At 59.5% G+C, this 19120-nt stretch carries 15 protein-coding genes; 1 reads left to right on the plus strand and 14 read right to left on the minus strand.

The window, feature by feature from the left end; genetic code table 11:
• Positions 1-215: 215 nt before the first annotated feature.
• The 13 genes from O1Y97_RS00735 to O1Y97_RS00795 form a co-directional block, all read right to left on the minus strand.
• Positions 216-1496 carry a TRAP transporter large permease gene (locus O1Y97_RS00735; RefSeq protein ID WP_108605507.1) on the minus strand — a complete coding sequence of 427 codons (1281 nt, stop codon included), beginning with the start codon at positions 1494-1496 and terminating at the stop codon, positions 216-218.
• Positions 1496-2101: a TRAP transporter small permease gene (locus O1Y97_RS00740; RefSeq protein ID WP_108605508.1), complete on the minus strand. Its 606-nt coding sequence runs from the start codon at positions 2099-2101 to the stop codon at positions 1496-1498. Before O1Y97_RS00740 ends, O1Y97_RS00735 begins: the two co-directional genes overlap by 1 nt.
• A 93-nt stretch (positions 2102-2194) precedes the next feature.
• Positions 2195-3298, minus strand: a complete 1104-nt coding sequence (locus O1Y97_RS00745; protein ID WP_245439559.1) for a TRAP transporter substrate-binding protein — start codon at positions 3296-3298, stop codon at positions 2195-2197.
• Positions 3228-4328 carry a mandelate racemase/muconate lactonizing enzyme family protein gene (locus O1Y97_RS00750; RefSeq protein WP_108605510.1) on the minus strand — a complete coding sequence of 367 codons (1101 nt, stop codon included), beginning with the start codon at positions 4326-4328 and terminating at the stop codon, positions 3228-3230. The genes O1Y97_RS00745 and O1Y97_RS00750 overlap by 71 nt, the downstream gene beginning before the upstream one ends.
• 772 nt (positions 4329-5100) lie before the next feature.
• On the minus strand, positions 5101-6741 hold the full coding sequence (locus O1Y97_RS00755) for an ABC transporter ATP-binding protein (protein ID WP_318764268.1): 1641 nt from the start codon (positions 6739-6741) through the stop codon (positions 5101-5103).
• A gap of 46 nt (positions 6742-6787) precedes the next feature.
• Positions 6788-7918 (minus strand): ABC transporter permease subunit, encoded by a 1131-nt coding sequence (locus tag O1Y97_RS00760; RefSeq protein ID WP_108605512.1) that lies wholly within the window; start codon positions 7916-7918, stop codon positions 6788-6790.
• Positions 7911-8834: an oligopeptide ABC transporter permease OppB gene (oppB, locus tag O1Y97_RS00765; RefSeq protein ID WP_108605513.1), complete on the minus strand. Its 924-nt coding sequence runs from the start codon at positions 8832-8834 to the stop codon at positions 7911-7913. Before oppB ends, O1Y97_RS00760 begins: the two co-directional genes overlap by 8 nt.
• 43 nt (positions 8835-8877) lie before the next feature.
• The gene (locus O1Y97_RS00770; protein ID WP_108605514.1) at positions 8878-10491 is read right to left on the minus strand and encodes a peptide ABC transporter substrate-binding protein; all 1614 of its coding nucleotides are present in this window, start codon (positions 10489-10491) and stop codon (positions 8878-8880) included.
• Between the two features lie 42 nt (positions 10492-10533).
• Positions 10534-11163 (minus strand): glutathione S-transferase family protein, encoded by a 630-nt coding sequence (locus tag O1Y97_RS00775; RefSeq protein ID WP_318762751.1) that lies wholly within the window; start codon positions 11161-11163, stop codon positions 10534-10536.
• Between the two features lie 75 nt (positions 11164-11238).
• A complete protein-coding gene (locus O1Y97_RS00780) occupies positions 11239-12516 on the minus strand; it encodes an NAD(P)/FAD-dependent oxidoreductase (RefSeq protein WP_318762752.1) in 1278 nt (425 codons plus the stop codon).
• Positions 12517-12654: 138 nt separating this feature from the next.
• The gene (locus O1Y97_RS00785; RefSeq protein WP_318762754.1) at positions 12655-13815 is read right to left on the minus strand and encodes a M20 aminoacylase family protein; all 1161 of its coding nucleotides are present in this window, start codon (positions 13813-13815) and stop codon (positions 12655-12657) included.
• A 112-nt stretch (positions 13816-13927) separates the two neighbouring features.
• On the minus strand, positions 13928-15508 hold the full coding sequence (locus tag O1Y97_RS00790; RefSeq protein WP_108605516.1) for a peptide ABC transporter substrate-binding protein: 1581 nt from the start codon (positions 15506-15508) through the stop codon (positions 13928-13930).
• Between the two features lie 204 nt (positions 15509-15712).
• The gene (locus tag O1Y97_RS00795; RefSeq protein WP_318762756.1) at positions 15713-16699 is read right to left on the minus strand and encodes an ABC transporter substrate-binding protein; all 987 of its coding nucleotides are present in this window, start codon (positions 16697-16699) and stop codon (positions 15713-15715) included.
• Positions 16700-16803: 104 nt separating this feature from the next.
• On the opposite strand from O1Y97_RS00795, the gene O1Y97_RS00800 reads away from it, so the two are divergent.
• The gene (locus O1Y97_RS00800; RefSeq protein ID WP_404801295.1) at positions 16804-18135 is read left to right on the plus strand and encodes an aminotransferase-like domain-containing protein; all 1332 of its coding nucleotides are present in this window, start codon (positions 16804-16806) and stop codon (positions 18133-18135) included.
• A gap of 117 nt (positions 18136-18252) precedes the next feature.
• Here O1Y97_RS00800 and O1Y97_RS00805 read toward each other — a convergent pair whose 3' ends face one another.
• The gene (locus tag O1Y97_RS00805) at positions 18253-19050 is read right to left on the minus strand and encodes a M55 family metallopeptidase (protein ID WP_318762758.1); all 798 of its coding nucleotides are present in this window, start codon (positions 19048-19050) and stop codon (positions 18253-18255) included.
• Positions 19051-19120 lie beyond the last annotated feature (70 nt).

The raw sequence follows: 19120 nt of genomic DNA on the forward strand, positions 1-19120 counted from the left end.
CGACCGACGGGTTGATCCCGCGCGACACGTAAGCGTCCAGTTGCGGCTCCCACAACTTCCACCTGGTGAGTTCGCCGACCGATAGGATCAGCTTCGGCTCCCGGCAGGACCGGAAAAGGGTCCGATCGGTCCCTTTTCCATGTCAGTGGCATACCCGTTCGGGCACTATCGACAACAGTGCCGTGGAAGCTCACGGCTCTGCCTCATCAGTCTGACTAGTCCGCCATCAAGTTCGGAAACCACGTCGCCAGCTCCGGAACCGCCATCAAAAGCACCGTGAACAACAATGTCACGATGAAGAATGGCATGTTGGCCCGGAACACCTCGATCTGATCACACTTGGCTATGCGACCGGCGATCATGAGCGACATGGCGACCGGCGGTGTCACCTGTCCGATGACAACGGCCATGACCATCAGCACGCCGAAATGCACGAGGTCGATTTCGAAGGCAATAAGCGTCGGCAGTAGAATTGGCACCAGGACCGGGATCAACGGATCGAGAAACATGCCTGCAATGATCGCTACGACCATCAGCGCGCAAAGGCGCATGAAGGTGCTGTCGCCGATGGGCAGGACATCGATCAGCGATGCCAGGGCTGCCGGTACATGCGCGGCCGACAGCACCGAACCCAAGGCCGCCGACAAGCTGACGATGAGAAGCAGCTCACCCGAAAGCTGAACGCCAGCCACGGTTGCCCTGTAGAGGCCCTTCCAGTCGAGCGAGCGATAGACGAACAGCGACAGGAATGCGGCGTAGACCGCACCGAAAGCGCCGGCTTCAGAAGGTGTGAAAATGCCGAGTACCAATCCGCCAACGATGATGCCCGGCATGCCGAAGGCAAGGCTGGCCGCGAGTGCCGTGCGCCAGAACTCGGCAAAGGAAAATCGGCCGAACGTCGGATAGCCGTTCTTGCGCGCGAGATAGCCGACGGCGATCATGAAACATGCCCCAAGGAGCAGACCCGGGATAAGCCCGGCCAAAAATAGTGCACCTAGCGAGGTACCGGTAACGGCTGCATACAGGATTGCAGGTGAACTTGGCGGGATCAGAGGCCCCACACCGGCCGACGAGGCGCTGACAGCCGCAGCAAATGGTGCACTGTATCCTTCCTTTTTCATCTCAGGGATGAGGATCGAGGCACTCCCGGCAAGGTCGGCCGTGGAAGAGCCGACCATGCCGCCGAAGAAGATGCTGGTCAGCACGTCGACTTGTGCCAGGCCGCCTTTCATCCAGCCGACCAGCGATCGGGCAAAATTGAACAGTTTGCCGGATATTCCGCCGGCGTTCATGTAGATGCCGCCAAGCACGAAGAGCGGGAACGAAATGAGCGTATAACTGCTCATGCCGGCGACCATGTTCTGTGGCAGAACCAGTCCCCACTGATTGCCGAGGAAAAGGCTGATACTGACCGCGATCATCAGCGCGGCGATCATGGGGACACCCGCGACGAGAAAGCCGACGAGCGAGACGATACCGATGGAAGCGCCGATCATCACAGTCCTCCGGCAGTCACGGGATGTTGCGCGTCGATCTCCTTATCGTCATCGCCGCGGCGGAAATGACTTACCGCTTCAGCGAGGAAGGCCAGACAGACAAGTCCTGCCCCGATGCACATGGCGGAGGTGAACCAGCCTGCCGACATGTCCAGATAGACGGAGCGATCCGAACCGAAGAGCAACAGATAGTTGAAGGACATTATGGTCAGGTAGCCGAAGGCTGCCGTGGAGGCGAGTTCCGTCACGATCCGCAGCAAGCGGCGCGAGCGTGGCGCCAGACGGTCCACCAGAGAGCCGATGCGGATGATCTCGCGCCGACGTACCGACAGGAACATGCCCAGCATCGCCAGCCACGGCACCAGAGCTATCACGACTTCATCGGCCCAGATGATGCCGAAATTGAACGTGTAGCGCAGGGCCGCATTGGCGAAAACCAGAAGCGTGATGGCGAGGAGCACGACGACGCCGAAAAACTCCACGACGCTGTTTATCCATTTGTCGATACCGGTTTCGTCCACCGTAGTTGAAAGTTCTGCCTCGATCGACGCCTTGGTTATCGCGCGGGCGAGGTCGTCAGGCGCTCCGCCATCTCGAACGGTCATGAAAAATTCTCCTGATTCATTTGCAGTGCCCTGGCGGTGGCCGCCTTGAACAATTGGAGCGCGTGGGCATCCGACCCACGCGCTCCGATCGCATCACTTGGAGGCGGCAGCCTCAAGCACGGCCTTGGTGAACTCCGCGCCGGCAATGCCCTCCACCGAGGCGTAGATCGCCGCCGATTTGGCCTGGAAGGCGGAACGATCGATCTCGTTGATCGAGATCTTGCCTCCAGCCTTCAGCTTGTCGAGCAGCTCCTGGTCCTTCTGCTCGCCGAGCTTGCGCGAATCGACTGCAGCCGCCAGGGCCGCCTCCTTCACCACAGCCTTCTGCTCGTCGCTCAAGCTGTCGAACCTGGCGCCGTTCATCACGAGAGTCACAGGTGTGTAGACGTGATTGGAGAGCGACAGATAGGACTGCACCTCGTGCATCGAACTGGTAACAATATTGTTCAGGGGGTTTTCCTGGCCGTCGATCGTGCCGCTCTGAAGCGCAAGATAAATCTCGCCATAGTTCATCGTCATCGGGTTTGCGCCAAGCGTCTTGAACATGAGCATCCGCGACGGGCTTCCCGGCACCCGCAACTTTATGCCTTGCAGATCTTCCGGCTTGGTGATCGGGCGCACATTGTTGGTGATCTGCCTGAAACCCATTTCGCCGAAGGCCAAGACCTCCACGCCGATCTTTTCTCGCATCGACTGGCGAAGCTTTTCGCCAATCTCGCCATCGACCATACGCGCGACGTCGGTGCGATCGCCGAACAGGAAAGGTAGATCGAACACGGCCCAGGACGGATCGAGTTGCACGGCGTCGGAGGTCAAAGTGGTGATGTCGATCTGGCCGGTGCGGATCTGCTGTTGATGGACATCCTCGTCACCCAGCGCCGCACTGTGATGAAAGTCACTCTTGAAGTCATCGCCCAACTTGGCCTTGAGCTTGTCGGCCATGTCCTGCAACATGATCGTGTCCATGGTGGTGACCGGCGAAGGGCTGGACATCTTCAGCGTCAGCGTCTCAGCGCTGGCCGGCGCCTCAAGCAAGGCTGCTCCCAACAAGAGCAGACCGCCTCCGGCGATACGTTTGACAGTATCAAGCATTTTAGTTCCCTCTCTTTTTTGTTTCTTGAAATGTCTAAAGGTACTTCTGAACGAGCGTCTCCTTGAGCCGTTCCCGGTGGAGTGTGACGCCAAAGCCGGGCGCATCTGGAATAGCGACCCGACCGTTCTCCGCCTTGGGCGGATTGATGAACATCTGTTCTTCGACCTGCTCTGACCCGAGGTGAATTTCGGCCAGCGTGCCGTTTCGGAAGCCCGCGACGTGATGCAGGCACCAGATTCCGCCACCGCCGGCGTCGGACAAAGGCTTGTTGTAGGCCTGGGCGAGATGGGCGACCCTGCGGGTCTCGGTCATGCCGCCGTTGTACATGCTGTTGGGCATGAAAATGTCGATCGCATCATGCTCCACCCACTCGCGGAACCGGAGCACATGGCCGTCCATCTGGCCGGCCGAGAACGGGATCGTCGTGCGCTTGCGCAGCATGCCGAGGTCACGCGCATCGACGCGGCGCAGAGGGTCCTCGAACCAGGCGATGTTGTAGTCCTGTATCATCGGGCACAGGCGCATCGCATTCTCGGCGTTGAGGCTCTCATTGGCGTCAACTGCGAGCATGATGTCCTCGCCGATCGCCTCGCGCACCATGCGAACACGCCGGGCGTCCTCGACCACGCCGGCCTTCGACCCGACGAGCATCTTGAGCCGCGTATGCCCCTTGCCGATCAGGCGACGTGCCATCTCGATCAATTCGTCTGTGCTGTAGGCGAGGAACCCGTAGGTCACGTAGGCGTCGGCGTAGTCCTTGTGCCCGCCCAGCAGTTGCGCGACCGTGCGGCCGCTCTGCTTGCCGATAAGGTCCCACAGCGCCAGGTCGACGCAGGACAGCGCGGAAAGATTGATACCTGTCATCTGACCGCGTTCCGAAAGGATCGGCTGGAGACGAGCATGGATCAGTTCGAGATCGCGCGGGTCCATGCCCATGATGGCCGGGGCGATGTGGTGCGCGACGATACCGGCCACGCCGTGCCAGAGAAACCGCGACGCCATGCCGAAGCCTACATGCCCGTCGTCGGTCTCGATCTCGCAGATAATGCGATAGTCATCCTCGATGGGCTTGTTGATGATCGGGATGAAGTTCTTGAAAGCATGGATGCTGACGCGGATATCCTTGATTTTCATGCCTGTTGCATACTCTCGTTGGTACGGACTCCGCAGCACCTTGCGGCGCGCAAAGTCACAATGGGTTTCGACCGCGGTCGTTCAGCAGAACGGTTGATTTGATATTTCGATGTATAAGGAAAGAACGGAGAAGATCTCGAATTCCAGAAATAAAAACTGATAATGCTTCTTTCATCTTGATGTCAGAAGATCCATCTCATTCAATGTTTTTATTCAGATAAACAATATAATCTTCGGACGTATTTACAAATTTGTAATTCCGATACCTTGGTTCCGAGAAACCGAGCTTGATGCTGCGCATCAAGTCAGTCTCCCGGAGTGAGCCGAGGCAAGACTTCAGACCCTTGTGAGCGAAGCCGGATCGGCCCTGCTTTCCGTCGACCGTTGATCGTTGCGCGCTGCCGCCGCGACATCGTCGGCGGGCAGGACCTCCCGGCCCATGCCAGGGCCAGATGCACGGCGCTCGAGAGATGCGCACAGCTGAAGGCGAAGACCGGTATCACAAGGGTTGAGATCGCGGACAGGGCCGGATGCCTGGGAAATTCGCCTGCTCCTCGCATGCAGACAAACGGATGCCCGATTGACGGGCGCACCTAGGAGAAATCAACGGCAAATCCTCGCATCTCGAAGATGAGAGGCGGCTCTTCTCCGGCAACAAAGTCTAACCTATTGCCCGTCTTCCTATCGAAGAGACGCAATCTGTCGGTCGTAAAATCAACGCGAGTGAGGCAGACCCAGCCAGATGCCAAGCGACATGAGGTTTTCCCTTGTATCAACGAGTGGTGCAATCCGCCTCGTCATCAACAGCCTTCAAGTTCAGCGCCGCGCCGATCAGCGTTCTCGTGTAAGGCTCGCATGGTTTTTCGAAGATGGCCTGTGTCGTGCCTTCCTCAACGATGCGGCCGCGTTTCATGACCACTACATAATCGGAAATCGCCCGGATCACCGACAGATCGTGGCTGATGAAGACATAGGACAGGCCATGGGTCAGCTGGAGCGTGCGCAGCAGTTCGATCACCTGGCCCTGAACGGATCGGTCAAGCGCCGAGGTCGGTTCGTCGAGAATGACAACGCTAGGCTTTATGATCATGGCCCTGGCAATGGCGAGGCGCTGGCGCTGGCCGCCGGAGAATTCATGCGGATAGCGGTTGCGCGCCGTCGGATCGAGCCCGACCTCGGCAAGTGCCAGTATGGCACGCCTGTCGCGTTCCGCCTTGTCGAGGGTGGGTTCGTGGATGCGCAAGCCCTCGGTGATGATTTCACCGACCGTGAGGCGTGGCGAAAGCGAGCCATAGGGGTCCTGAAACACCAGTTGCAGTCGGCGGCGAAGCGGGCGCATCGCGGCCTTGTCAAAATTGGAAATATCCTGATCGTCGAAGCGATAAACGCCGGTACTAGGCACAAGGCGCAGCAAAGCGCGCCCCAGCGTCGACTTGCCAGAGCCGGATTCGCCGACGATGCCGATGGTCTGGCCCTGACGCAGTTGCAGGGAGATGTGGTCGACGGCCCGCAGAATGGGATTGAATTTGGGGCTGGAAAAACGCCGGCGGCGGCCGAAGTCGACGACCACGTTCTTGGCTTCCAGAATGACCGGCGCAGAAGCTGACGGAGCCTCCTTACGGCCGCTCGGTTCAGCGTCTAGCAGCATTCTCGTGTAGTCGGCCTGCGGGCGCTCGAAGATATCGCTCCTTGAGCCTTGTTCGACCACTTCGCCGTTGCGCATCACCATGACGCGCTCGGCGAAATGGCGGACGACGCCGAGATCGTGGGTGATCAGCACGATGGCCATGCCGAAGCGGCGTTGAAGCGAACCAAGCAGTTCCAGTATCTGTGCCTGAATGGTTACGTCGAGCGCGGTGGTCGGCTCGTCCGCGATCAGCAGATCGGGTTCGTTGGCCAGCGCCATGGCGATCATGACGCGCTGGCGCTGGCCACCCGACATCTCATGCGGATAGCTGTCGATGCGCCGTTCCGGCTCGGGAATTCCGACCAGTTCCAGCAGTTCGAGCACCTGCTTGCGAGCCGCCGAAAAACTGCAGCCGCGGTGGTATACGATAGGTTCTGCAATCTGCCGCCCGATTGTATAGAGCGGATCCAGCGAGGTCATCGGCTCCTGGAAGATCATGGAAATGCGCGCGCCACGCACCTTGTTGAGTTCGGCCTCGCTCGCGCCAATCAGCTCGCGGCCGCGATACCGGGCTGACCCGCTGACGCGGCCATTGGCGGCGAGAAGTCCCATGATGCCCATCATGCTCTGGCTCTTGCCTGAACCGGATTCGCCCACCACGGCCAGCGTTTCTCCGGCGCGCACGTCGAGGTCAATACCCTTGACCGCTGAAACCGTCCCGTCCGGCGTAGTGAAATTTACGGTCAGGCCGCGCACGCTCAGCACCATGTCGGGGACTTCGGCCATTTCGACGCTGTTGGCGCGGGTATCGGTGATGGTGGAGTTCATCATGTCAGCGATCCCTGGGATCAAGGGCGTCGCGCAGTCCGTCGCCAATGAAATTCAACGAAAAAAGCGCTACTACGAAAAATGCGGCAGGAAAAATCAGCAGCCACGGCGCGGACTGCATCGAATTGGCGCCGTCCGAGATCAGCACGCCCCAACTGGTCAGCGGCGCCTGCACGCCCAATCCCAAGAAAGACAGGAAGCTTTCCAGCAGGATGACCTTGGGTACCACCACCGTCACGAACACAATGACCGAGCCGATGGTGTTGGGAATGATATGCCGGCGGATAATTTGCCAGTCGGACAGTCCAAGAGCTTCGGCTGCACCAACAAATTCCCGCCGCTTGAGCGCCAGCGTCTGGCCGCGCACGATACGCGCCATGTCGAGCCATTCCACCGCGCCGATCGTGATAAAGATCAAGATGAAGCTGCGACCGAAGAACACCACCAGCACCACGACAAGGAACACGAAAGGCAGCGAATAAAGGATCTCGATCAGCCTCATCATGACGTTGTCGACACGGCCGCCGAGATAGCCCGAAGTCGCGCCGTAGAGCACGCCGATGCCGAGCGACACCAGGCTGGCCAGCAAGCCGACGACGATGGATATCTGCCCGCCGAGCATAATGCGGGTCATAAGATCGCGGCCGTTGGTGTCGGTGCCAAAGAAAAAGTACTGCCGGTTGAGCGAGCCAGCCAGCTTCAACGTATTGCCGCCGTCCAGCGTCTCGACGATCCGCGTATCGGCAAATTCGTCGACCCGGTCAAAGTAGCGGATGGAGCGTGGATCGATAGGGGATGGCGACGTGATCGTCGCGCTGAATTCCTGACCCTCCGTCGAGAACTCCAGAAGCGTCACCCGGGCACGCTTGGCGATGCTTTCTGCCACATCCCGAAGCGTCGAAACGGCTGGCCGCGCCTCGAGACTCGGCGGTATCGCGACATAAGACGAGTAGACTTGGTCATATTTGTGCGCGACGAAGAACGGTCCGAGGAAAGAAAACAGCGTGATCATCGCCAGCACGACGCAGCTCGCCATCGCGGCACGGTTGCGCCGGAAGCGCATGGCCGCCAGCTGGAACAGGCTGCGACCGACGGTCGGCGCGGCCGGTGCGGTTACGGAAACGGCATCAGTCATGGCGTACCCTCGGGTCCAACAGGCCATAGAGAATGTCGACCAGCAGGTTGAAGACAATGACGAGAACGGCGATGAGAATGACGGTACCCATCACCAGCGTGTAGTCGCGGTTGAGCGCGCCGAGCACGAAGTAGCGGCCGATCCCAGGAACGGAGTATATGGTTTCGACTACCACCGAGCCTGTGAACAAAGCGGCGGCGCTCGGCCCCATATAGGACACCACCGGCAACAGCGCGCCGCGCATCGCGTGCATGACAACGACGACCCGTGGCGGCAGGCCATAAGCGCGAGCGGTGCGGACGTGATCGGCATGAAGCGCCTCGATCATCGAGCCGCGCATCAGACGGGCGTAGACGGCCAATTGCGGCAGGGCCAGCGTGATGACGGGCAGCAGCAGATATCTTGCTGATCCGTCACCCCAACCGCCGGCAGGCAGCCAGGCAAGCCCGATGGCGAAAATCAGGGTCAGCACTGGTCCGACGACGAAGTTCGGCACGGTAATGCCGATGGTCGACACCGACATCACGGCGAAATCGATGAAGCTGTTCTGGCGCAGCGCCGCGATCGTGCCGACGGTGACGCCGCCCAGCAACCCCAGCAGCAACGCCATACTGCCCAGTTGCAACGAATAGGGCAGGCCGCTGCCGATCAGTTCGGCAACGGTACTGTCCTTGTAGACATAGCTCGGGCCGAAATCGCCGACCAGCGCATTGCGTATGTAATAGACATACTGAAGCCACAACGGCTCGTCGAGGTGGTAGGTCCTCATCAGATTCGCCATGGTCTCGGGCGGCAGCGGCCGTTCCAGCGAGAACGGACCGCCAGGCGCGAACCGCATCAAGAAGAACGACAGTGTAGCGACGACGAACAACGTCGGAACGGCACTTAACATACGGCGCAGGACGAAGAAAATCATCCGCAACTCCTATCCATCGCCTTCTTGAAGCGGCTACCGGTTTCTATTCAGAGACACTCAGATATTTGCTTGGGTGCTCATTCAGGGCGTTGTCGTGGAAACCCTCGACCTTGGACGCAACCATCCACAAATTTCCTATGTTCAGCAAAGGCATGATGACCTGATCGTGCATGAGCAGGGATTCAGCCTTGTGGAGAGTAGCCGAACGCACTGCCGGGTCCGCTTCCGTATAGGAACGGGCCAACAGGGCGTCATATTCGGGATTGTTGTATCGGCCGTAATTGTAGGTCTTCTGGCTGCTCAAGTCGAGTGACAGGGTAGCCTCGGCATCAGCATATTCCGGTGTTCTGGAAGCACGCGCTACCTGGAATTCGCCACCTTGCTGCAGATAGCCGTAGTGCGAGGCGAGGTCGAGATTGTGCAGCGTCACGTTGAAGCCGAACGCCTCTTTCCACATGCTGGCAATCGCCGTTGCCGCCTGTTCGTTCGTGGCGCTGGTGCTGTAGCGGATGGTGATGTCGAGCGGCTTACCGCCAGGGCCGTAGCCGGCCTCCTTCATCAGCTCCAGTGCCATGTCTTCGCGGTCGATCATGGAAAGATCGGCGAAATCCACTTTTGAGGGCGCGCCATATGCCGGGATGCCGGGCGCCATCATGGAATAGGACGGCTTTGCCGAATCGTAGAAGATTTCCTTGGCGAGGAAATCGCGGTCGATGACCATCGATAGCGCGCGACGAAGCCGGATGTCGTCGAACGGAGGCTGCCTTGTGTCAAAGACATAGTACTCGACGGTGAGGCTCGGCGAGACGCGGACTTCGTCGCCAAAGGCCTTGCGAAGGCGCCCCAACTCGGCGGCTGGGAAGCCGGTGATCATGTCGATTTCGCGTGCTTCGAAGCGGCGAACCGATGCGGCCTGATCGACCAGCGGCGTGAAGATCACCTTGTCGAGCTTGACGTTTTTGGCGTCCCAATAGGCTTCGTTCTTTGCCAGGGTGATGTGGTCGTTGGAGACATGCTCCACCAGCTTGAACGGTCCGTTGGAGACCAGCGTGCCAGGCCGCGCGAACTTGCTGCCGTCCTTTTCGATATTCGCCCTGTTGACAGGCAAAGCCGTGCCGTGAGCCGCAAGATTGATATAATAGGGCGTCGGGCGCTCCAGTGTAATTTCCAGATTGTGGTCGTCGATCGCACGCACGCCGAGTTGGTCGGCCGGCATTTCGCCCTTGTTGATGGCTCGAGCGTTCTTGATCGGGAACTGAAGGCGCGGGTCCATCGCGGCGGTCGCCGGATCCAGTTCGCGGCGAAGCGAGTAGACGAAATCATGCGCGGTGACGGCCGTGCCGTCCGACCACTTCGCGTCAGGCCGCAACTTGAACGTGTAGACCGTATCGTCCGGACTGGTGCTCCACGATTCCGCCACGCCTGGAACGATCTTGCCCGTCGAATCGTAGCTAACCAAGCCCTCGAAAATGTCCTTCATGAGATAGTATTCGTGCCAGAGCGAAGCCTTTGCCGGATCGAAGGCGTTCGGTTCGCCGACTATGCCGCGACGCAGCACGGATTCCGCCTGCGCCGACGCACCGGCTAACAGGGCGCTGCACGAAATCAGCAAGGCCAGTCCGAACTTCGCGGGCTTGCATAGCGATAGCAGAGACATCAATTCCTCCTCCTTGTTGTTCTATGGTGTCGTTCTGAGATGTTATGCAGCCGGTCGTTCGGCCTTGGTGATCTGGAACGAGGGCCGTTTCGCCGTCTCTGCCGCATACCAGCCGCTCAAGGCCGGGCGGCTGGTTCGCCAGTCGATGTCAATAAAACACGGCACCTGATCGATGAAGCCGAGCGCGCAGGCGATGGCAATGGTGCCGATGTCGAAGCGCTTGCCGAGGTCGCCGGCAGCGCGTTCGAACGCATCGAGGCTCTTGTTCATCTTGTCGAACTGTCCATCCCGCCATTCCGGCCACAGCTTTTCCGACGGACGGACGACCATCTCGTAGCGGGCCAGCAGCAGCGCTTCCAGCACGCCGTCGGCAACCGCCTCGTCGGTCAACGCGCGCCAGCGGGCGGGGCCGCTCACCGGAAACATGCTGCTTGGCTTCATTGCGTCGAGGTACTGGCAGATGACACCGCTGTCGGCGAGCATGGTTCCATCGTCGAGCAACGCAGTCGGAACCTGACCGAGTGGGTTGTGCTTGACGATCGACGCATCGCGGTCAATCGGGTGCGCGGCGCAGTCGATAAACTCGACCTGCTCAGCCAGACCGAGCTCATGCGCCACGATCATCACCTTGCGGACGTAGGGCGAACGGGGAGAGTAAAATAATCTGATCATGCGAATGTCCTTTGGCTTTCTCTCGCCCCAGCGCGAAAGCCGGGGCGAAGCTTCATGTCGAATGGCTTTGCGTGGTCAAACCTTGGGCACCAGCGAGAAGCGGTCGACGCGGAACGGCGCCACGTCCATGACCGGCTTGCGACCCATCGCCAGGGCACTGATCAGCGATCCGCTCAAACCCGCCAGCGTCAGGCCGAGGTGGCTGTGACCGAAGGCAAACATCAGACCCTTGTGACGCGGCGACTCGCCGATGACCGGCAGGCCGTCGGTCACCGTCGAGCGCCAGCCGGACCAGCGGCTCGCGCCTTCGGTGTTCAGGCCTGCGAAGATGCTGCTGCCTGCCGCCGTCAGATTATCGGTATGGCGATAATCGGGGGCGGTCTCCAGTGGCGCGAACTCACCGGTCGAGATCAGATGAAGCCCCGCTGCCATAGGTGCTGCAACCATCTTCTGCTTCGTGAACGTCACCGGCCGGTTGAGCTTGATTGCGGCCTTCGGGAAGGTCACGCCGTAACCGCGTTCCGCCGAATGCGGGATGGGGCTTCCCAGATCATCTGCAAACTTAGAGGAGTGCGGCCCCGCCGCAATGACCACGACGTCGGCCGCAAAGGTTTCGCCGCCAGCCATCACCGAGAAACTACCGTCGCTCAGGCACTGGACCGCGTCCACCGCGCGCTGCTGCAGGGTGGCGCCGCCGCGAAGCGCTACATCGCCGATCGCCGAGACCATCTTGCGTACGTCGGCGGTGTGATATGCGCGGGGGAACAGGGTCGCGCGCTTGAAGATGGACGGCAGGTCGGGCTCAAGCTCTCGTATTTCAGCCTCGCCGATTTCCTCGAGGACGACACCATGGCGCTTACGCAGATCGCGGTCGCCCTGCGCCGCCTGGAATGCCTCTTCGCTCTCATAGGCGAACATCCAGCCGCGCTCTTCGGCGTGCGCGTCAAAGGCAGCGCCGCCCATGATGTCTCGGACCGTTGAGACGGCCAGGCTTTGAGCCTCTTGCAGAACCTTCTTGCCGGCTTCGAAAGTCTGCGGGCCGGACGCGGACACGAACGAAGCCAGCCAGGGTAGAAAATCGGGCAAATGCGGCTTGTTCACCATAAGCGTGTCCAGCTTGTCGCTTTTCGCCGCCGCGAGCATCGCCTTGACGCCGCCTTCGGAACTGGCCGGCGCGATGATGTTGGTCGCGAAGATGCCGACGGTGCCTTCGCCGCAGCCCCGACCAATGCCGTCCGGGTCGAACATCGTGACATCGAAGCCGTCGCGCTGAAGATATGCCGCGCTGCTTGCGCCGACGGCTCCGGCTCCGACGACGATGGCTTTCTTCCGGCTAGTTTTAGGGGCAGACATGGTTTGACCTCGTTCTTACAGTTGTGATTTTTCCGGCACGGGACTTCCGATGTCGGATCGAAATAGCTCTCTCGTTCGGAGGAATGGACCGCATCCATTCCACTCCGATTTCAGTGTCTGCAGGCTTGAATACGCCGTTCAGGCGGCCAGGCGTCGTTCCACGATTCTGGCGTAGAGACTGGCCCCGACCGGAAGGATGTTCTCGTCGAGCAGGAAGCCCGGGTTGTGGACGGAAACCGTTTCAGCGTGGCCCAGGTGACAGTAAACGCCCGGCTTCAGGAAGAGCATGTCCGAGAAATCCTCGCTGCCCATGACCGCTTCGTTTCGCATCACGACATTTTCAGCGCCGACGATATCGCGGGCGGCTGCGGCATAGCCTTCAACCAGTTCCTCGGTGTTGAGCAGGACGTCGAAGACATTTCGGAGATCGACTTCGATCTCGACATCGAAGCTCGTCGCCACCCCCGCAATAATAGCGCGCATGCGCTGGCGCAGGGTTTCGGCGACCTCGCGGTCAAGGAAACGCAACGTGCCGGCGATGACGCATTCCTGCGGAATGACATTGTAGGCAGTGCCGGAGTTGATCCGCGTCACGGACAATACGGCAGCTTTCATCGGATCGAGATTGCGGGCGACGATCGTCTGCAGCATCTGCACGATGACCGAGGCGATCAGGATGGGGTCCTTGGAAGCTTCGGGCTTGGCGGCGTGACTGCCTTTGCCGCGGATGCGGACGTCGAAGAAGTCTGCACCAGCCATTGATATGCCCGGCTTGATGCCGACTCGGTTGGGGAAACCGTTCGGCGAATTGTGGATGCCGTAGATCTCGTCGCAAGGGAAACGGTCGAACAGCTTATCCGCGATCATGGCACGCGCGCCGCCAAGCCCTTCCTCCGCCGGCTGGAAGATCAGGACGGCGGTGCCGGAAAAATTGCGCGTCTCCTGAAGGTAGCGGGCCGCGCCCAGAAGCATTGCCGTGTGGCCGTCATGGCCGCAGCCATGGAAGCGGCCGGGATGCTTCGAGGCGTAGGGGAGATTGGTTTCCTCATCCATCGGCAAGGCATCCATATCGGCGCGCAGGCCGATCATGCGCGTGCCTTCTGACGAACCCTTGACGACGCCGACGACGCCGGTCTTGCCGATTTCAGTGTGAACCTCGATGCCCCAACTCTTCAGCTTCTCGGCAACGATCTTCGACGTGCGAACTTCCTCGAAGCCGAGTTCGGGATACTCATGAATGTCCCGGCGGATTGCGACAAGCTCATCCTTGAAGGAATTTATTCGTTCTAGTACAGGCATGATAATCCTCATCACAGCTTGGCGTCTGCGTCCGTGCTGATCGCAACTCAGGTCAATTCTTGAAGTGTTCGAAGTGAGCTGACTTCTGGCCAGCTCATTTCGCTCAGGCGGTTTATTCGTGAACGCTGATGAATTTGCTCAGGTGAACATTGGAGACGTTGTCCTGGTAGCCGTGGACCCGCGATGAAACGAGCCACAGATCGGCGGGGTTCAGCAGCGGCATGACCTGCTGGTCTTCCAGCAGCGCCGATTCCGCACCGTGCATGGCCGCGGCGCGCTTCACCGGATCGAGCTCCGCATAGGACGCATGCATGAATTCGTCGTATTTTGGATTCTTGTAGTGCGAGTAGTTGTAGATCGTGCTGGTGCTCATCGGCAGGACCAGGAAGTTCTCGGCATCCGGATAGTCGCACAGGAAGGAATTGGCCGACACCTGGAACGCGCCGCCTTCCTGAAGGTAGGAATTGTGCGAAGCCGGGTCGAGGTTGTGCAATTTCACATCCGCGCCGAACGCTTCTTTCCAGGTGTTCGCGATCGCCGTTGCCGTCCGCTCGACATTGGCGTCGATGTTATAGCGGATGGTGATTTCCAGCGGCTTTCCACCCGTTCCGTAGCCGGCTTCCTTCATCAGTTCGATTGCTTTTTCTTCACGATCGATCTGGGAGAAGGTCGCATAGTCCGGCTCAGACGGCTTGCCGTAAGATGCAATGCCGTGCGGGATGAACGAGTAGGTCGGCGTCGCCGAGCCATAGTAGATCGTCTCGGCGAGAAAATCCCGATCGACGGCCATCGACAAGGCTTTGCGCACCCGCACATCATCGAACGGCGCGGTGCGCGTATCGAAGGTGTAGTGGATGGTACGCAGCACCGGCGCGACATGGACCTGATCGCCATAGGCCGTGCGAAGCCGCGGCAACTCGGAGGCTGGGAAGTTGAAAACCATGTCCACTTCGCCAGCTTCGAAGCGGCGAACCAAGGCTGCCTGTTCCGGAATCGGATAGTAGATCACCTTGCCCAGCTTGACGTTGGCCGCATCCCAGTACTGGTCGTTCTTGACGATGGTCATGCTGTCGTTGGCTACGTGTTCCGCCAGCTTGAACGCGCCGTTCGAAACCATGCGGCCGGGCTTGACGAAGTCGATGCCCTCTTTGTCAACGCTGGCCCGGTTTACCGGCAATGTGAAATGGTGCGCCAAGAGATTGAGGAAATAGGAAGTCGGCCGCTCAAGCGTGATTTCCAGCGTGTGATCGTCGATGACGCGCGTACCGAGTTGGTCGAGCGGCAGTTCGCCCTTGTTGATTTTTTCGGCGTTCTTGATCGGATACAGCAGGTCGGGGTGCAGGGCCGTCGTCTTCGGATCCTGAAGGCGGCGCAGGGAATAGGCGAAGTCTTCCGCCGTCACTGGCGAACCGTCCGACCATTTCGCCTGTTCGCGGATCTTGAAGGTGTAAACGATGCCATCCGGCGAGATCGTCCAGGACTCGGCCGCGCCCGGAATGATCTTGCCGGCCGGATCATAGACGGTCAGCCCCTCGAAAAGATCCCTCAAAGCAAACTGGCCGCCGGTATTGACCCGCGCCGGATCGAGGGAATTCGGCTCGCCCGTCACTGAGCGGCGCAACACCGACTCGGCCGAAGCCGGCGTCAGCCCGAGTAGCGTCACACATAGAAGCCCCGTGACCACACCGGACATGATTGGCAAAATTCTGGATCGTTGCGACATCTTTGCTCTCCCATTGCAGATAAACATCAAACGAAACATCCACTGCAGCTTGCACGCCACAGAAGAACAGAAGCGCTTCCATTGAGCGCATCCGTGACAGGAAAATGGCGTCTGCCTCAGGTACCCGATGGGCCGACCGGCCCGATCGAAAACTCCCCAGCCGCCGCTTTACGCCTACTGGCCCTCCTCCTTGGAACCCGAGCCGTTTGCGTATTCGGGAAAAATCTCGGCTGGCGATAGCAGCCTCGGCGCGATCCCCTGGACGTGAAGTTGCCTGGCGAAATCGGCGATCATGGCTTTGTTGGCCGCAAACCCGCTGTCGCTCCAGCTTGCCGGAAGATCGCGCGCCACCCGGCATAGTTCATCCATCATCCAGGGTGTGGTTTCGACATTGATGCGGCGTTGTTCGAGCCACATCCGTCTCGATGCGTCGATCAAATCGCTAAGCACCTGCGGGAGCCATGGATGAGCAGCCACAAGCGGCGCCTTGACGCCAAATGTATGGACGCCCGGCACGTAACCGACCGCTCGGCTATAGGCGAGCTCCTGATCCCTGAAATCGGGAAGCAGATGGCGAAGCTCAGAATTCGGGCTGAAGAAGCCCTCCGGCAGGACCGGGCAAAAAACCGCGTCAAGTTCTCCGGCGACCAGAAGCTCCAGCAGGGAGCGCTCGCCTGCCACCGCCTCTATTCGGCCCGGCCGGCCAAACCCTTCCAGAACATCCCTGCCCAGCGGCTCCGTCCGCGTCAGCCGGCCCAGAAACCAAAAGGCGTCGTCGATGCCGACGCCGGCATGAGCGAGCGCGGCGCGGGTCCATACACTGCCCGTATCCTGCCAGCCCGATAGGCCGATCCGCTTGCCGGCGAGCTCTTCAAGTCGGACGATGTGGCTGTCTTTCTTCGTAATTATGCAGCGATGCCGAAAGCTTCTCAGGACGAAATTGGGAACGCCGACGACATCAGTCTCGCCCCTACCCCGGGCGGAAACGTAGCGGCTGAAGGATATTTCGCCGGCGTCGTGCGCCTGTTCAGCCGCGAAATTTTTCGGAACAGTACTCACATGTTGGATCTCGATATCGACCTTGTCGGACGCAACGTCGCCACGCAGCAAGGGGATGAGAAAATCCCAATCTCGAACCGCCAAATGAATCTTTATGGACATGGGCACTTCACTCAAGTGTCATCGTTAGATAGAGATTATATGTTCAGAATTGCCTGATCAAATGCTATTATGTTACTGAACATTAAATGACAGGAACCGAAGAAATGGCGGAACCGGGGTCGGTGGGATGGTTTGCAGAACATTTGAACGACCGAACCAAGCGGGGGATAGCGGTGGAGACCAGCGCGCTCATCCGGGCAGGCTCGCTGACGATGGGAACCAAGCTTCCGCCGGTGCGCGACCTTGCCTTCGCGCTCGGGGTTAGCCCGGCCACTATTTCCGACGCCTGGAGCGAGTTGAGAAAACAGAAGATCATTACAGGCCGCGGCCGTAACGGCAGTTGGGTCAGTGGCGATCACATTGCGGCCCGACCGTTCCGGCTTGCTCAGTCCGGCGATTACGGAGAACACGTCCTAGACCTGTCCAAAGCGGGGCCTGATCCGGCACTGCTTCCACCGCTCGTGGAAGCGTTGAGACACGGTGCCAGTGCCGCAAATCTCAACAGCTACGAACGCATTCGTATCCTTCCTGAACTGCGGGACGCCGTGCAGGGGTCATGGCCCTATCGCCCAGAGGCGTTTTTGGCCACCAGCGGCGGCTACAATGCCGTCTACACCGTGCTTCATGCGTTCTTCGTGCCCGGTTCCCACATCGCGATCGAGGATCCCACGGCGCTGCGCCTGCTTGATATCCTTGAGGATCTGGGAGCTCGCATCCTGCCAGTCAAAAGTGACCGGGACGGGCCGCTCCCCGCCTCACTCGCGGCCGCGATGGCTCACAAACCGGCTGCCTTCCTGTTTCAGCCCCGCCTGCATTCAGTGACCTGCCAGACCGTCAGCCAGCAACGCATCGGTGAACTTGCAAACGTATTGGAGGGCAGCGACACGCTGATCATCGAAGACGACGGCATCGCCGCCATCGCCACTTCGCCTGCCACTTCGTTGGGCGGGGTCCTTCCCGACCAGGTCATTCACATCCGGTCTTTTTCGAAAACGCTGGGCCCCGATCTGCGGCTGGCCATCCTCTCCAGTTCGACCAAGCTGGTCGATCAGATCCAATCCTTTCGCAGCTTCGGTGCGGGCTGGACCAGCCGCATCCTGCAGTCGGCTGCTGCCTGGCTACTCAATGATGCGGATACGCTTGGGTCCATCGATAAAGCGCGAAAAGTTTATCGCCAGCGCCGCACAGAACTTTCCGAAGCGCTAGCAAAACGAGGAATACCGCTCCCGGACGGCGAAGGCTTTTGCCTCTGGGTTCCGGTACAGTCGGAGCAGTTCGCGTTGATAACGCTGGCTGCTCGTGGCATCGCGGTTCAACCGGGATCCAAATTTCTCATCAACCCTACACACCATATCCGAGTTTCCACCAGCACGCTGGAAAACCGCTACGACGAAGTGGCGGATGCCATCACGGTGGCGATCGGAGGAGCAACATGAAGACGGTCCTCGCAGGCAAACTTCGACACTGGAACTCTCATACCAAGTACCGATGCCTTTGAATCCCTGAGCCCCAAGCTGCCTAAAACCACGAAGGAGCAAGCGGCAAGGCGATAATCAGCCGATGAAGCGAAACGCCCGCATGACCTCAAAAAAGTCCTTATGCCGGAACCGCAATCGACAGTCTGACATGAGCTCAGCACCCGGATACCAACTGCAGCGATAGGCCTCCGTCGGGTTTGCATATTCGATCTGCATGTCCACTTCGTCTGGCATTTGGACAAGGCAGGCCGAAAGATCTGCCTTCAGGGCCTTCTCAACGCCAGAGCGGATTTCGGCGCATGCCCGCGCGGGAGTCATTGATGCAGAGGCCGGCCCTATGCCTGTCGAGACGGCCACCGTGGCGATTGCCGGAACCAGCGCCGAGGCGTCACCGCAGATGCCCGCGTCTCCTGAAATGAATACGGTAGGTACACGATGATAAGCGGCAATGTGGGCGTTATGGGTGAATTCGGAGGATAGTTCACCATTGAAGTAGAACCGCGATATGCGTCCGTTGAAACTGTGCGCCAACGGATTTGCGGAACTGCCAGCCTTGGCGTGATAGCCGGTGAAAAGGACCGCATCAAAGCTGTCATCCAATCCACACATCATTGAATGTGGATTGCCGGGCCAACCGTGGATGATCGTCACATAGTCCGGCAGACGGGCCGAAATGACGTTCCGCGCAGTTTCATGTCCATCCTTCACAACCACTTCAGAAGCTCCCGCTGCCCGGGCACCTTCGCAGGCAGCAACCACCTCGGCGCTCATATATTCACGAAACTCGGCATAGCCGGGGCCAGACTTGCGCGCTTCATCCCAACTGGAAATGCCGGCTGTGCCCTCGATGTCAGCGCTAATAAAGACTTTCAATTGGCTGGTCCTTTTGCCTTATTGTCTACACATCTGCGGCAATTGAGGTTCATCGAAGCTCGCGGCTGCC

The organism is Aminobacter niigataensis, assembly GCF_946995915.1.
Classification (GTDB): Bacteria; Pseudomonadota; Alphaproteobacteria; order Rhizobiales; family Rhizobiaceae; genus Aminobacter; species Aminobacter niigataensis.